This window comes from Leptospira tipperaryensis, assembly GCF_001729245.1.
Taxonomy (GTDB): Bacteria; Spirochaetota; Leptospiria; order Leptospirales; family Leptospiraceae; genus Leptospira; species Leptospira tipperaryensis.
The window spans coordinates 1,024,008-1,039,424 of the sequence record NZ_CP015217.1 but is presented as its reverse complement, the minus strand read 5'-3'; the positions used below and the strand labels follow the sequence as shown (position 1 = coordinate 1,039,424).

At 41.9% G+C, this 15,417-nt stretch carries 14 protein-coding genes; 2 read left to right on the top strand and 12 right to left on the bottom strand.

Annotated features, from left to right (window positions below; translation table 11 throughout):
* Window positions 1-225: 225 nt before the first annotated feature.
* From A0128_RS04980 to A0128_RS04950, 7 genes are all read right to left on the bottom strand, one after another.
* Window positions 226-858, bottom strand: coding sequence for a response regulator (locus tag A0128_RS04980; protein ID WP_069606499.1), 633 nt, complete (start codon window positions 856-858; stop codon window positions 226-228).
* The gene (locus A0128_RS04975) at window positions 855-2,546 is read right to left on the bottom strand and encodes a GAF domain-containing sensor histidine kinase (RefSeq protein ID WP_245667202.1); all 1,692 of its coding nucleotides are present in this window, start codon (window positions 2,544-2,546) and stop codon (window positions 855-857) included. The genes A0128_RS04980 and A0128_RS04975 overlap by 4 nt, the downstream gene beginning before the upstream one ends.
* Before the next feature lie 218 nt (window positions 2,547-2,764).
* Window positions 2,765-3,085, bottom strand: coding sequence for a phasin-related domain-containing protein (locus A0128_RS04970; protein ID WP_069606498.1), 321 nt, complete (start codon window positions 3,083-3,085; stop codon window positions 2,765-2,767).
* Window positions 3,086-3,453: 368 nt separating this feature from the next.
* Complete coding sequence (locus tag A0128_RS04965; RefSeq protein ID WP_069606497.1) at window positions 3,454-3,933, bottom strand: VOC family protein; 480 nt, start codon at window positions 3,931-3,933, stop codon at window positions 3,454-3,456.
* 279 nt (window positions 3,934-4,212) lie between these two features.
* Window positions 4,213-4,704, bottom strand: a complete 492-nt coding sequence (locus A0128_RS04960) for a MarR family winged helix-turn-helix transcriptional regulator (RefSeq protein ID WP_069606496.1) — start codon at window positions 4,702-4,704, stop codon at window positions 4,213-4,215.
* A 130-nt stretch (window positions 4,705-4,834) separates the two neighbouring features.
* Window positions 4,835-6,163 (bottom strand): amidohydrolase family protein, encoded by a 1,329-nt coding sequence (locus A0128_RS04955; RefSeq protein ID WP_069606495.1) that lies wholly within the window; start codon window positions 6,161-6,163, stop codon window positions 4,835-4,837.
* Window positions 6,164-6,348: 185 nt separating this feature from the next.
* On the bottom strand, window positions 6,349-6,996 hold the full coding sequence (locus A0128_RS04950; RefSeq protein WP_069606494.1) for a TetR/AcrR family transcriptional regulator: 648 nt from the start codon (window positions 6,994-6,996) through the stop codon (window positions 6,349-6,351).
* Between the two features lie 85 nt (window positions 6,997-7,081).
* Between A0128_RS04950 and A0128_RS04945 the strand changes: the two genes are divergently transcribed.
* The gene (locus A0128_RS04945) at window positions 7,082-8,665 is read left to right on the top strand and encodes a phytoene desaturase family protein (protein ID WP_069606493.1); all 1,584 of its coding nucleotides are present in this window, start codon (window positions 7,082-7,084) and stop codon (window positions 8,663-8,665) included.
* Window positions 8,666-8,792: 127 nt separating this feature from the next.
* Here the strand turns inward: A0128_RS04945 and A0128_RS04940 are convergent, their stop codons facing one another.
* From A0128_RS04940 to A0128_RS04930, 3 genes are all read right to left on the bottom strand, one after another.
* The gene (locus A0128_RS04940) at window positions 8,793-10,331 is read right to left on the bottom strand and encodes a solute symporter family protein (protein ID WP_069606492.1); all 1,539 of its coding nucleotides are present in this window, start codon (window positions 10,329-10,331) and stop codon (window positions 8,793-8,795) included.
* A gap of 3 nt (window positions 10,332-10,334) precedes the next feature.
* Window positions 10,335-10,637, bottom strand: a complete 303-nt coding sequence (locus tag A0128_RS04935; RefSeq protein WP_069609128.1) for a DUF485 domain-containing protein — start codon at window positions 10,635-10,637, stop codon at window positions 10,335-10,337.
* A gap of 103 nt (window positions 10,638-10,740) precedes the next feature.
* Complete coding sequence (locus A0128_RS04930) at window positions 10,741-11,928, bottom strand: lipase/acyltransferase domain-containing protein (protein ID WP_069606491.1); 1,188 nt, start codon at window positions 11,926-11,928, stop codon at window positions 10,741-10,743.
* A gap of 140 nt (window positions 11,929-12,068) precedes the next feature.
* Here A0128_RS04930 and A0128_RS04925 point away from each other — a divergent pair, with 140 nt between their 5' ends.
* Window positions 12,069-13,946 (top strand): esterase/lipase family protein, encoded by a 1,878-nt coding sequence (locus tag A0128_RS04925; protein WP_069606490.1) that lies wholly within the window; start codon window positions 12,069-12,071, stop codon window positions 13,944-13,946.
* A 16-nt stretch (window positions 13,947-13,962) separates the two neighbouring features.
* Here A0128_RS04925 and A0128_RS04920 read toward each other — a convergent pair whose 3' ends face one another.
* Both A0128_RS04920 and A0128_RS04915 read right to left on the bottom strand, forming a co-directional pair.
* A complete protein-coding gene (locus tag A0128_RS04920; RefSeq protein ID WP_069606489.1) occupies window positions 13,963-14,664 on the bottom strand; it encodes a lysophospholipid acyltransferase family protein in 702 nt (233 codons plus the stop codon).
* A gap of 66 nt (window positions 14,665-14,730) precedes the next feature.
* Window positions 14,731-15,150, bottom strand: coding sequence for a hypothetical protein (locus A0128_RS04915; protein WP_069609127.1), 420 nt, complete (start codon window positions 15,148-15,150; stop codon window positions 14,731-14,733).
* Between the last annotated feature and the right edge of the window lie 267 nt (window positions 15,151-15,417).

Sequence of the window (15,417 nt, the reverse complement as noted above, 5' to 3'; positions counted from 1 at the left end):
ATTCTCGCCTCGCTTAGATCGCCCTAAAGTATCCCTTAAAGAATGGATCATAAGAGAAGAATTCGCAACTAAAAATGAAAGAAAACGCTTCACCTTGTGATTGTTAAATGAATTAAACGATTGTCATCGAAAATGTGACAAGAAGTGGATGAAAAATAAACGAGTCTGTCAATAGATCGAAGGTATTAAAGCGAATTAAATTAAAAGGATTAGAATAATCTAAAGTTATTCTAAAAGTCTCTGATCATAGGCGTAACGAATCAGCTCTTGAATCGTTTTCACTTTCATTTTATTCAATACCCGGGCACGATAGGTATTGATCGTATTTAAACTCAAAACCAAATCCTGTGAAATTTCTCTCGTATTCTTTCCCTGAACCAAAAGGAGCATAATCTGAAATTCACGTTCAGAAAGCGTTTCGTGTAAAAGTTTATCAGAAGAACCTGAAATTTCCCTCAATAGGATTTCCGTTGCTTCAGAACTGAGATAGCGATTTCCGGAATCGATTTTACGGATTGCCGTTACCAATTCTTCAGCGGCGCTGCTTTTTGTTAAATATCCGGCCGCTCCTGATTTTAAAGCCCTCACGGCAAAACGATCTTCCGGATACATACTCAGCATAAGAACTCTCAAATCCGGAGAAAGTTTTTGAATATACTTAAGCGCATCCAAACCGCTCATACCGGGCAGATTGATATCAAGAATTAAAATATTCGCATTCTTTTTAAGTAAAAAGTCCAATATCTGTTGAGCGTTTTCCGCCTCAAAGATAACTTCCATATCGTTTTCTTTTGAGAGGACTTTTTTTAAACCTTCTCGAATCAAGGCGTGATCGTCCGCAAGTAAGATAGAAATCATGTTTCAGAACCGAATGAAGATTTTAGAATCGGAATTCGAACCACTACACTCGTGCCTTTCTCTTGAGCCCCGGAAATTTCGACCGTACCCCCAAGGACAATAGCACGTTCTCGTATCCCGATAATACCCAACGACTTTGAATCCAAAAGTTCTTTCTCTTTGATGCCGATCCCGTTGTCAGAAATTGTCAGAGCAACAAAAGAATCGTCTTCTTCAATGAAAACGCTTACGGAAGTCGCCTTCGAATGACGCGCAACATTCGTAAGCGTCTCTTGGAAAATACGGAATAAAGCGATCGCAATTTCTTTGCTCAAAGAAGATTTTAATACGGTCTTAGTAACCGTACATACGATACCCGTTCGTTTTTGAAATTCTTCTCCGTACCATTCAATTCCTTCGAATAATCCTAACTCCTCCAACAACAAGGGACGCAACTCTGTCGCGATCCTTTGTGTCGATTCGATCGCGGTATCAACCAAATGAATCATTGAATCAAGATCCTTTATAATTTTATTATCCGAAGAATCGGGCGAAACTATATTTCGTTTATATAATGTGATTTCAATTTTAAGGACAGTAAGAATTTGACCTAGTTCATCATGAATTTCACGGGCAATTAAAATTCGTTCTTCTTCCCTAACCTCCTGAAGACGGGCTGAAAGAGCCCTCAGTTGTTCTTGCGACTTTCGAAGATTTGCCTCCGCATTCTTTCTTTCAAAAGCCCTTCCAATTTGCGAAGCGACATGAGATAAAACTGCAATGAGCGACGGATCCGAATTCTCAGAATTTATAAAAAATTCCATCACTCCAACGATGTTTTCTCCGTTCCATATAGGAACGGCAAGTGCAGAATTAATAACCGCGCGGTAGGCAAGCTCCTTGGAATTATAACCGAAATTCTCTAAAAAATCTTCGAACCAAATCGTTTTCCTTTCCTTCAGGACTTTCAGAGGAAGTTCCAATTCTAAAGTTTCAACCAAAGATCTAAATTCCTTTACTGCCTTTTCTTCTCCGGAATACCAAATCGGATTCGGAACGAGGCGGGACTCGGCTCCCGCGAACAATTCAATACGACCTAATTTCCATCCCGCGATGACACACACTCGATCCATCGTGAATTGTAATAGGGCTTCAAGATCTTTTGTCTCATTTGCCGCTGTCGCCACCTGCTGCATCAAGTCCAAAAGGGAAATTTTTTTAAGCAATTCAATGCGAAAGACATCCGTGCCTTCGTGCTCTTCAAAAGATCCTTTTTCAATTTTAGAATCTTGAATATTAAAGAAATCATCTATTTCTCTTCTTATGTTTCTAAAAACGAAAGCAAGATCGATTCCGTCTTGATGGAGGGAAGACGGTTTATCTTTTAGGATTACGCAGTATTTATCATAAAACTGCAATTTCCAAATGAATACATAAACATCAACTTGTTCATTTGAATTTCCTAAACTTGGGATTTTCGTTTCAAACGTAAATTCAAGAAGATCGCCGATATGATCCTTAATAGTTAGCAATTCCCGCCAAAGATTAGCGATACGATATTGATACTTCGAACTCGCCTCTTCATTGGAATAAACAATTCTCCATTCTTTATCTAAAACAAAGAATGGAACGGAGATACTCGTCGATACTGTGGATAATTGTTCCCAAATCTTTTCCTCAACCACCGGACTGTTTGAAGATTCATTCACACAGCGATTTTGTTCCAAAAATTTTATCTTTCAATTCGTTTTTGAACGAATCTTCGGCTTAAGAAAGATCTGAAAAGAATCAGTTGAGAAAATAAAAGAACAGAAGGTCCTAAATTAATCCGCTATGGAATTGCCTGTGAGAAAGATAAAAATCAACTCTTCATCACTTACGAATTAGAACTTTAGGACTATGAATAGAATCAAATTTTAATTTTTAACTAAGCGGCTGCCTTTTTACGAGAAACCGGTGCCTCTTCCTTTTTGCCTGACGTTGTTAGGTGTTCAGCGGCTTCTGAAAACTTCACGCGAACGTCCTTATATCCTCTTTCGAACTCGTTTGAAACACTTGTATAAGCATCTAAAACTTTTTCTGCGAGGCTTCGCAGCCTTGAAGCGAATTCAGAATTATCGGTTGCCCCTTTCGCACTCAATTCTTGAAAACTCTTACTTGCATCCGCTTTGATTTTTTCTACGCTCTCGTTTGTAATCTTTAAGATTCCAAAACAGGCATTCAATCCGTCTCTGATTTTCAAATCCATTGTATTCTCCTTTAGAAATAACCAAGAGAATTTATAACAAATAATTCGAGGTCCGTCCAGAAAATATATTTCAGAAAATGAAATTTATTTACTCAATATTTGAATTACACATTATGTCACTCAGCGATTGCCAACGAATCATCATTAGGACGGAGCTTCGATCCTAAGAAAGAATTTAAAAATCGCCGAAAACCCTTCCAAAACCCTAAGGTCATCAACATCATCTCTATACAACGCTAAATCGTTATTCAAAGATGTGTTCATCGAGATTGGTTCGATTCCCTCCGTTCTATTTCGAACAATGCACAAACGTATTTTCACATTCATTCTTTAATTCTCAGTCGAAGAATTTTGCAAAAATGTCATCATTAAGATTTTTCTAATATATCTGTCGCTGACTTCTGACCGAGTTGTTCTGCCAATCCGATAAGAATCCCTTCAGGACCACGGATATAGCAGAGCCGATAGACGTCTTCATACTGAACCACTTCGCCAACCAACTGAGCTCCATGTTTGATAAGTCTGGATACCAATTCGTCGATATTGTCGACTGTGAACATAACGCGTAAATACCCGAGGGAGTTTACAGGAGCAGTCCTGTGGTCTGCTATAGTTGGCGGGGTGATAAATTGGGAAAGTTCGAGGCGACTGTGTCCATCGGGGGTAACCATCATAGCAATCTCTACGTTCTGAGAATCAAGCCCGGTCACGCGTCCAGCCCATTCCCCTTCAACATTTGCTCGTCCTTCCAACGTCAGTCCGATCTCTGTAAAAAATGAAATGGCCTTGTCGAGAGATTCTACAACGATACCGACATTATGCATTTGTATTAATTTACTTTTTTTCATTGTTTAACCTTTTAAAATTTTTCTATCTAGGATTCTCTGTCGTTGTAAAATTTTTCCTTTCGACTTCCATTTTCGGGAAATTTTCAGAACCTAATTGATTCGTCTTCTCTTTCAAAACAAATTAGCGATTCATCAAATAATATACCATATTTATTTTTAAATGATTCATAAGATCCGTTTTATTACGTTAACGATCCTTTATCAGCTAGTTTAGAATTTAGTATTACAGTTATTTTGAAAGATTTTATGCGGTTCGCGAAAACTTTATTTCTAACTTCCTTATCCTTTATGCTTTTCCTGGACGTTCAAATCCATTCTTGTCTGCTTAGGTTCGGCTTCCATAAAGCCGGAAATTTTACTCAACAATCGGGCAAATAAGAAACTATCTTTCTCGCCTAAATACTCCGCAATCCGAGCACAATAGTTACTAAAGTCTTTTTGATAGTTCAGCACCTTTGAACGACCCATGGATGTAAGGCGTATTCGAATGACTCGACGATCTTTTGGATCCGATTCCCGCAGAATATAGCCCAAACGAAATAGAGAAGAAGTAGTTTGTGTCAATGTTGAAAGTGAAACTTCTAATTCTTTGGCAAGATCACTAATCCTCAAACCCGGTTCGTTAGACTTGAGTCCTATGAGAATCAGAAGCACCTGCCCTTCCGCTCTACCGATTTCATCCGGAGCGTGATGACGCCGACCTCCTTGTTTTCTGAACTCCAACAAAGCTTGAGTCAAAGCTTCAGCCGCTAAGTTCTCCTTCTTTTTCATCGAGTATCCTTGTCTGACATTTGATACATACCGCTCAACGTGTGAAAATCTCAATGAGGAGTCAAGACGACTCTGCACGATTTATTGCGCTTCGACCTGCTAAAATAAATAGAATCGTTTTCCCGAGATTCTATTCGTTGATAGTGAGTGGAACACCGCCGCGCCACACAGCATGAACGTTGAGTGTGTCGGAAATATTAACGAGCGGATCTCCATCGACCAATAGCAGGTCAGCTCGAGCTCCGGGCGCAATCCGACCACGATCAGTGAGTCCAAACCGACGCGCAGGAGTGGAAGTAGCGGCACGCAATGCCTCCATGGGTGTTAGTCCCGCAGCCACGAGTAGTTGCAGTTCATGATGTAAGCTAACTCCGTGAGCAAGCCCTCCAAGACCGGCGATCGGTTCCGATACATCGCTTCCCGCTAAAATATCCACACCCTTCTTGTGAAGAGCCAGAACGTTAGCGAAAGCATCTTTGAGATTTCCTTGAGGATAAACGTTCATACTTTTGGAGAGGGAATCGAGCCATTCCTTACTCAGTCTGGAATTCACTCTCTTATCGGCGGCTAATTCTCTTGCGCTATTGCCAAAAGCAGTAGAGAGCGTCGCCAAAGTAGGAGTAACAAACGCACCCGAATATGCAATGGCAGTGATCAGCTTGGGGCTTGGCTTACGGTCAAAGAACATATGCGCCAACCCATCTACTCGAGCAGAAACGGCTCTCCATCCACCTTCAACGGAGGTAACGTGAGCGATTGCCAGTTTACCATGACGATGAGCGGCATTGACGGCCGCTACAAGAGTATCTTCATTGATTACCGGAAGCCCCGGAGAACCGACCGTAGTTCCGTCCTCGATAATGATTTTAATATAGTCGGATCCTTCAGCGATTTGTTTATCCACGAATTTTACCGCTTCATCAGGAGTTGAGACAAACGGATAACGATAGAAGAATCGTATGAGCAAATTATTACTTAATTTCATATACTGAGTCGGATGACCTCCCGGAGGAGTAATGCCCATACCGGCGGAACGTATATCGGCTACGTCATATCGTTCAGCAACTTCTCTACGTTCCCCGGCCGTCCATCGGCCCGTCATTTCTAACTCAGTCGTAACACCGAACAACAACGCATCATGTAGACCATCTATGTCCGTATGAACATGAGAATCAATGAGGCCAGGAATTAAGGTTGCCCCGCGAGCATCGATGACGGTCGCACCTGTCGGCACTTTTCCGCCCACCGTCTGAATATAACCATCTTTGAATACTACGGTCGTGTCTTCCAGAACACGTTCTCCATCAAAGATTTTCGCGTTCATGATGACTATCGGAGATTCTGAGGGCGTTGTCGGTTTTTTCGAACAAGCACCCAAAACGCCGACGAAGGCGATCGCCATTATAAGGAGGTTCCTTCCGGGTGCTACACGTTTGTGTTCTTGTTGATTTTGGACCATTCTTTTGCTCCCTATAATAAATGTTTTGGTAACTACTTTGTTAGACGTTTAATACGTTTAACGTATTAAATAAACGGCCCAATAAAAAGTCAAGCCGCTGCCCTACTACAGCGAGGAAAATTGCGAAGGGATTTTAGATTCAGAATTAGAATAGAGCCGATTTGTTTCTAACGTTATCGGGAGAATCAATACGAATGCTTTGACGGAACTGCATCCGGCTTCATTCCGATATAAAGATAATGGATCAATTCCTTGGTGATTCTTCTTGCTTCCTTCAAATCGACGGACCGAAACATAACTTGTTTTCCCGCCAAAAGGACCGCGATGCCGTGAACCAAGGTCCACGCCGACGTCGCCGAACTTACCGCATCGTTTGTTTGAATGACTCCGGCTCTTTGACAATCGCGAATGATCTCGAGAATAATTCGAAAGGAATCGTCCTCCGTTTTAACCAAGGACTTGTATTTGGAATGACTTTCGATCTGATTCCCATACATGATGCGGAAAAGATCCGGAAATTCCAAAGCGAACTCCACGTAACAAACACCGGATTCGCGAAATAACAGAAGAGGTTTTTTTCTGTATTTAGCCTGCAGCTTTCTTTGACGCTCGGCGAGCATTCTAAAACCTTCCTCCGCTATGTCCGCGTATAAGGATTCCAAATCTTCATAGTGCCGATAAGGGGCAGATTGACTGACCCCAGCATAAATCGCGGCTTTTCGAAGGCTCAGCGCTTTATAACCTTCATCCTTCAAAATACGAAGCGAAGCCTCGAGTAAGGCCTTTTTCAAATCACCGTGATGATATGAATTTTTATCCGTAGAATTTTTCATGTTGACGATTATTACATTCTCAGGTTTTGTAAAATTTCTAATGTAATAACTGAGTACATTAAAGCGATCCGGGAGGATTTTGTCAATGAATATCAATGAAATAGGAAACGAGTTCGATATAATATTTATAGGCTCCGGAATGGGAAGTCTTTGCGCCGCCAGTCTTTTAGCCCAATCATACGGTAAAAAGATCCTTATAGTGGAAAAACATTCCCAACCCGGAGGTTTCACCCACGAGTTCCAAAGAAAACAGGGAAAGTATCATTGGGACGTGGGAATTCATTACGTTGGAGATATGCAGGAGGAAGGACTCTGCAGAAAGATCTCGGATAAAATAACCCGAAAAAAAGTTCTATGGAAACGAATGGCGGAACCTTTCGAAAAATTAATCTTCCCATCCGTATCTTTCGATATCTATGGAGATCCTGAAAAATTCAAATCCGATCTCGGAAATAAATTTCCTGAGGAAAAGGAAGCGATCGATCGTTATTTCAAAGATATCAAGAAGACTTCGAATCTTTTCGGTAAATCGATTATGATGCGTCTGGCTCCTCCTCCTTTGGAATCAGTAGCCGGGCTTTTGGGAGAATCTAAAATTTTTACGCTCAAGGAATATTTGGACGTAAACTTTCGCAGCCAAGAACTGAAAGGAATTCTCGCGGCTCAATGGGGAGATTACGGCTTACCTCCTTCCAAGGTCGCCTTCGCGATGCACGCGACTCTCGTACAACATTATCTTCACGGCGGCTATTATCCGATCGGCGGCGCCGGAAAAATTTTCGAAGCGATCGAACCGATTCTCGAAGAATCCGGAGGCGCTGTTCTTTCTTCCGTTGAAGTTAAAGAAATTCTAATACGAGACGGAAAGACAATCGGAGTAAAAGCTAAGGCTCTTCGAGGAGAAGGATCGGAAAGGGATTTTTTCGCGCCGATCGTCGTATCTTGTGCGGGAGCGTATCCCACATACACGAAGTTGATTCCTGAAAGTTATCCGATTCAATTCCGAAAAAGTCTAAAAGAATTTTATAATAAAGAAAAGATGACTACGAGTATTTGTCTTTATCTCGGTTTATCCGAAAGTCCGGCGAAATTCGGCTTTAAGGGAGAGAATTACTGGATCTTTTCGTCGAGCGATCACGATCAAAATTTTTCGGAACGAAACGATTGGATCGGATCAGACGGAAAAATTCCCAATCTCTATCTTTCTTTTCCGAGTTTGAAAAATCCGGAAGCAAAAAGCCATACAATGGATGCGATCACTTTTACGGATTACGAAAATTTTGCTCCCTGGAAATCGGAGCCTTGGAAACGAAGAGGAGAAGAATACAAACAACTCAAAGAGCAAATTACGGAACGGATTCTATCAACTCTAGAATCCCGTTTTCCCGGAATTTCAAAAATCGTAGAATATTCCGAACTTTCGACTCCGATCACGAACGAACATTTCACCTCTCATCCGGACGGAGCGATCTACGGCTTGGCCTGTGTTCCCGAACGATACAAAAAGGAAGAATGTCCTTGGTTTAACGTTCGAACTCCGATCGAAGGATTGTATCTTACCGGAGCGGATGCAGCTTCCCCCGGTGTTGCGGGAGCGATGATGGGAGGACTGGCCTCTGCACTCGCGATCACCGGAAACGCGGAACTTCTAAAAGAGCTACGCAACTAAAGAAAAAAAAACGCGTTCCGATCTTTTCAAAAGAATGGAACGTGAAGAACTTCCAGCCGTTTCATCCGAGACGGCTTTTTAAAATGTTCGAATTTTATTATATTTAAAAAGTATAATTTATTAATCCCTACTCCGCTCCGATTCCTAAGTACGTTCGCATTTTCTCCGACTCATACTTTTCCTGGGCCGACTTTTCAGGATAGAATTTTGAAAAACAATAAGCGCTTAAAAAGGAGAGAGCCATCGAAATGACGGCTGGATTTTTTAGAGGGAAGACCGCGGTTTTAAAACCGAAAACGTCCACCCAAACCGTAGGACTTAATATAATCAAAACGATCGCGGATACCGAACCGGTAAGAATCGAAACCACTCCTCCTACGGTGCTAAAATTTTTCCAGACGATGGATAAAAATAAGGCCGGAAAATTTCCGCTCGCCGCGATTGCAAAGGCAAGTCCTACTAGGAAAGCTACATTTTGATCCTTAAAAAGAATCCCAATCAAAATTCCTAATATTCCAAAGGCGATCGTCGCCCTCCTTGCAACTCGAACTTGTTCCGCCTCGGTCGCATCTCCTCTTTTCATTACGCTCACAAAGATATCGTGCGAGATCGTGGAAGCGGCCGCCAAGGTCAAACCCGCGACAACGGCGAGAATCGTAGCAAACGCGACCGCAGCGATAAATCCCATCAGCATCGTTCCTCCTAAAAGTTCGGATAACAAAGCCGCAGCCATGTTTCCTCCCTTGTCCACGCTCGCGATCGGTTCTCTTCCTATCAAAACCGCGGCTGAAAATCCGACGATCGGAATGATGAGATAAAAATATCCGATAAACGTGGTCGCATAGGCCACGGACTTACGTGCCTCTTTAGCGTCGGGAACAGTGTAAAAACGCATTAGAATATGAGGAAGTCCTAATAGACCCAACATCAAAGCCAATCCCAAAGAAACGGCGTCCAGAGGATTGGAAACCAGACCTCCCGGTTCGAGAGCCGCCTTTCCGAATTTTTCATCCACGGCTCCGTATAAATTCTCCAGACTAAATTCGAATTGAGCCAACGCAAGAATGGTGAGTAACGTAACTCCGAATAAAAGTAAACATGCCTTTATGATCTGAACCCATGTGGTAGCGATCATTCCTCCGAACAAAACATAAAGAAGCATTACGATTCCCACGATGACAACCGCGACTTCGTAAGGAAGACCGAACATAAGATTGATGAGTTTTCCGGAACCTACGATCTGCGCGATGGAATACGTAAGCGTTACCAAAATTCCGCCGATCGCCGCTGAGATTCGAATCGGCTTTTGTCTCAGACGAAATGCCACGACGTCTGCAAACGTAAACTTACCGAGGTTACGAAGAGGTTCCGCAACCAAAAACATAAGAGCCGGCCAACCCACGAGCCAACCGACCGCATACAACATTCCGTCATAACCTTTGAGCGCTACCATTCCCGAAATTCCCAAGAAGGAAGCGGCGGACATAAAGTCTCCGGAAAGAGCGAGGCCGTTTTGAAAACCCGTGATACTTCTTCCCGCCGCGTAGAACTCGCTGGACGTTTTTGTTTTTTTCGCGGCCCAGTAAGTGATCCCCAGAGTGAGAACGACAAAGACAAGAAAGAAAAGAATGGATAAAAAATTCGGTTGGCCGAGTTGAGATTCCATCGATCAATCCTCCAACTTTTTTTTCAAAGAGTCAACGTTTCGATCGTAGTAACGGTTGGCCCAAAAGACATAGACTAAGGTGAGAATCCAAGAAAAAAAGATAACCAACGCGCTCATAAGAATTCCGATATTGGAAAACCTTCCGACCTTTTGAATCAAAAACTCGGGAAAGAATGCGACGGAAAGTATGTATCCGTAATACAATAAAAACAACAAACCCAAGAGTGTAAAACTAACGATCCAGCGGGAACGAACCAGTTTTTTAAAATCCGGTTCTTCCATAAGCGCTTGTGGTGTGATTTTCATTTTAAAAACTCCCTTGCCGCTCAGCAAAATAGAAAGAATTCTCCACGCTTCAAGGAGAATTTATCCGAAGTTTAAAAAAACGAAATATTCTTTCGAACAACTCTTATTCGTGAAGAAAGGAATAGATTCTTTCCCACACTTTCGGGTCGCTTAACAAAGAAGAATGCTCCGCATCCGAAAGAAAACTTTTATAAACGATCTCGTCCGGAGGAATCGAACTCGTAAACGTAACCCTTCCGTCTCCCGGAGCTCGTACCGCATTCTTAAAATCCCAGAGCCAATGATCCGGATTTTTTTCGGAAATCAAAACCCTCATCGTGGGTCGATTCTGTGCGTGAACGACTAACGCAGGAGGATACTGAGTTCCCTTTTTAGGATCTAAAGAATTTCGAAATGCAAGAGCCAGATCCAGTCTTGATTGAAATTCTTTCAAAGAAGGAGGCGGTTCACAATGGGCTTCGTGAGAATACGGACCCAACTCATACTTCTCCCAATCGGAAGCATTAAAAAAACGGAATGGAATGTTTTTATTCTCCCCGTCCTTGAGCAATTCCTTTGTATCAAAACTTCCTTCTCTCGGGAAAAACGTATAAACCGAAATAAAAGTCGAAACGACACAAGCGTTCGTGATTTCAGGATTGAATCCGGTCGAAACTCCGGAAATTAAATCTTCCATAAATCCGATTCCGCCGCGAAAAGGAACGCCGACAAAGATAACCTTCGAAGCCAAATTCGGTCTTCGATTGATCACCGAAAGAACAAGGTTGCCCCCGTTGCTATGACCGACAAGAACGGGCGCGACTCCCGCGTTTTCTTTTTGAACTTTTTCCAAAAAAGCTTCGAGGGCTAAAGAAGATTCTCCATTGTCCTTTCTCCAATCGTAAGGAAAGACATAAGGTCTGATTCTCGCGGAAGCGGAAAGCCATTGCAACCAAGGTTGATACACTTTCACATCTATCAAAAAAGGAATGAGGGTGACGGAAGATAAAACGCCTCCGACTTGAACGTTATCGTTTTTTTTCAAAGTAAGATCGGGAGCGGTAAAATTCAATGCCTGCCAAGGAGTAAGCCAAATTGCATCCGAAGAACCGGACTCGTTTTTTTGATAGAGTTCCGATCCCTTGTAACCGGGAACAAAGACGAGAGGAATCTGCATCGCAACCGTGGAATGACTGCCTCCCGATCCATGTCCTTTTAATAAACCCGGACCAAAATTTTGTTCTCTTTGACCGGAACAAAATAAGAACGAAAGAAGAATCAAACCACTTGCAGAATGTTTATAGAATTTCACGATACTATCGTTGCGAATCTCAGAAAGTTTGTCTATGGTAAAAACTTTTTCTCCTTGGTCATTGATTCCTTTTGACTGGAAAAGAAATCCTTTTCTCTTTTTGGCTTGTCAACGAGAACCTTTCTGCTTCTGATTGAGAAATGAATTTGTTTCGTAAGGTCTTATTGAAAATTTTGATTCTTCTTGTATCTATTGTCTTCTTCGATTGTGCGACTTACTCCACTGCAAATTACTCTCAGTTCGAACAAGAAAAATTAGTCAACATAAGCAGCGTTTCTTCGAACAAACTCAGTCTTCTTACGATGCGTTATCTAAAGAGCAACGACCTCGACGAAAAGTTTGAAAATTCTCCATTGGTTGTGATCTACGACTTAGACAATCGCCTTCTCGCTTATAAGTCCAGAGAACTCGCCTATTATCTTTCGGAACTTTGTTATCTCACCGGAAATTCTTTGGATATGGAAGATCCCCAGTTTGCAAAGATGTATGCGTCCGCATTAGTTTATTCTTATACGTATCTTTTTGATTCGAAGGCGACGCCGGCTCCGGATCCTTTTTCCGCTGAATTTCGTTTTGCTCTTCTTACTTACAATCGTTCCTTGGCGCAGTTGGTGCGTTATGCGAAGAAGAATCGAAAGCTGGCTAACGTTACCGATCTAAATCTTCCGCTCATTCGAGGAAGTCTCGTGATGGACAGCGCCGAAGTCGAAACTTCCTGGAGTCCTCAGAATTTTTTACAGGTAGAAGTAGCTTACGACTATAGAACCAAGGGATTTTCCAATCATATCAGCAAATACGGAATCGGAACTCCTTTGATTCTCATTCGAAAGTTTCCGGAGAACGAACCTCAAAAAAGAATTCAGTATGAATTTATCAACGGAGTCGGACAAGCGTATCCCGGAACGGCATTCGTAAGTCTGAAAGAATCGTATCTCGGAAACAGAGATCTGATGAATCTAAAAGCGAAGATCCACGTCTATGATCCCGTCTTTCGAGATAGAATCGAGTTCGAAGGGATGAATCTTCCCATGGAGAGCGACACGACAACACCGCTCGCTTATATGCTTACGATCGCGCAAAAACGGGACAGCTTGCTCGCGATCTTTGACGGAGAAACAAGCATTTCAAGAAAGGGACTTTATCTCGTATATCCTTACCGCAAGGATAAGATTCCGGTCGTATTCTTACACGGACTTGCTTCTTCTCCTTTTATCTGGTTTCCGATGATAAACGAACTCCTCTCCGATCCTGCCATCAAAGAAAAATATCAGTTTTGGGTGTATTGGTATCCCACAGTAAATCCTATGCTTCTTTCAGCGGCGGACTTTAGAGATACCTTATATGATTTGAGAAAGGTCTACGATCCAAAAAACGAGAGCAAAAGTTTTGATCAGATGGTCTTAGTTGGTCATAGTATGGGGGGCCTCATCACAAAGTTAGCCGTAACCAGCGGAAGAAAAGAAGAATGGATGACGGTCGCAAAGGTTCCCTATTCAGCTTACGAATCGATGAGCGAAGAATACAAAAAAGAAATCAAAAGGGTTTTCGATTTTGATCCTGTACCTTTTGTAAAGAGGGCGATCTTTATCGCGACACCGCACAGAGGTTCGAGTTTAGCGGAGGGATTTTTTGGAACGATCGCGAGATTTCTTTTCGTTCTTCCCAAAGAAGTCGCCAAAAAGTTCGAAGAAGGATATAAATTTCTGATCGTAAATCATAAGGAAGGAGATTTGGTTCCGGGAGTTTACGGAGTGGACGGACTCGCGCCCAAAAGTCTTTTTATGAAAGTAACCGGAGAATACAAGCCGCTCGTAAAATTTCATTCCATCATAGGAAATTCCAAACTCGTAGATATGGATTGGATCAGCGATTCTGTCGTACCCTACGAAAGTTCACATCTCGATCATCCTGAATCGGAATTACTCATTCAATCCGAACATTCCGTAGAAGATCACTTGCCTACTTTTTTAGAAGTAAAACGGATTCTAAAGGAACACGCAAAAGAGGGAACTCCTTAGTTCCCACATGAGAATATTATTTTTTTCTTAATTCTTCGGCCTTGTCGATACATCTCTGACGATTTTCCAACATCGCTTTCTCGACCATCAAACGCGCCTCTTCAAAACCTTTTTCATCCAACTGTCTGGGAATCAGAATCGGTTCTCCGTAAGAAACGACGAACGTAGTAAACGGCTTTGGAATTCTATGTTTATCCCAAGATCTTTCGGCGATCCACTGACGAGTGCATTCGTAGTGAAGCGGGACGATGGGAACCTGAGAAACCTGACCACAGGCGATCAAACCCGGTTGAACAATTAGCGCGGGACCGCGAGGTCCGTCCGGTGTAATCGCTGCGGGAAGATTTTTTTTGAGATGAACGATGAGAGCTTTGAGAGCCTTCGATCCGCCCTTGGAGGAACTGCCTCGAATACTATAGTTGCCAAAACGATGAACGACTTCGTTTATAAAATCTCCGTCCTTGGATTCGGAAATCAAAACCGCAGCTCCGGCCTTACGATTGAGATAGGGAGAATAAAGAACGTTCGTATGCCAGATGGAAAGGATATACGGTTTATTTTCTTTGCGGAGTTTATCCAGACTTCCGTCGCCGATATTGATTCTACGAGAAGTAAAACCGATCAGTCTTTGAAGATTGACAACGAGAAATGGAATCAACCAAATCAAAAATTTTCTTTTGAAGGATTGTTTTTCTCTTACTTTAGAATTTTCTTCCATGTAACACGAGATTTTTTTGAATTCGAAAATCCATCACCTCTTTTTTAGAATCGGATTTGCCACAAATCAATGATAGATTTCTCGAGAATCGTATAAGGAAAAAAATTCCCTATCCCTTGGAAAAAGAATCAGAATTCCAAAAAAGAAAATTCCCATTCCTATCCAATGAATCGGATTCGAATGAATAAAATAAAAGACTCCGTTGATCGTATAACCCGCGTCCAAAAAAATCACTGAAAGAATTTTAGATTGAGAATAGGAGCTGAATTTGTCTTTGAGTTTCAAATTCTCTTGAATCAATTTTTTCTTAGCGAAAAAAAGAGGAACATACCAAGCCACGGGCAATAAGAACACGCTCGCTCCGAGAACAAAACCGCTCAGATTCTTGGAATGATCTCCCGTTTCATTTGCGGAAAGAATAAACACAACTCCGAATAGAACTAACGAGAATAAAAGAGCGATGTAAGTTATTTTTAAGTTTTTCATCCGTTGCACCTCTTTTACAAAGAACAAGAAATATATTTCCAAAAAATACTTTGTCAAGATATTACAAAGAAAAAAGTTCCAATCCTAGGAACTCTCGCGATCACGTTCGGACTTTTTGCCATCGAAAAACGATAACGGATCCGGAGATGAATCCTCTCAAACGAGAAATCGAATCGCGATTAGATTTCGTTCAATCGTTCGATAAAAAAGAAATCGGTAAGCCCAAACGATTGTAAAATTCGAGAGAATCAAAAATTCAGTCGACTG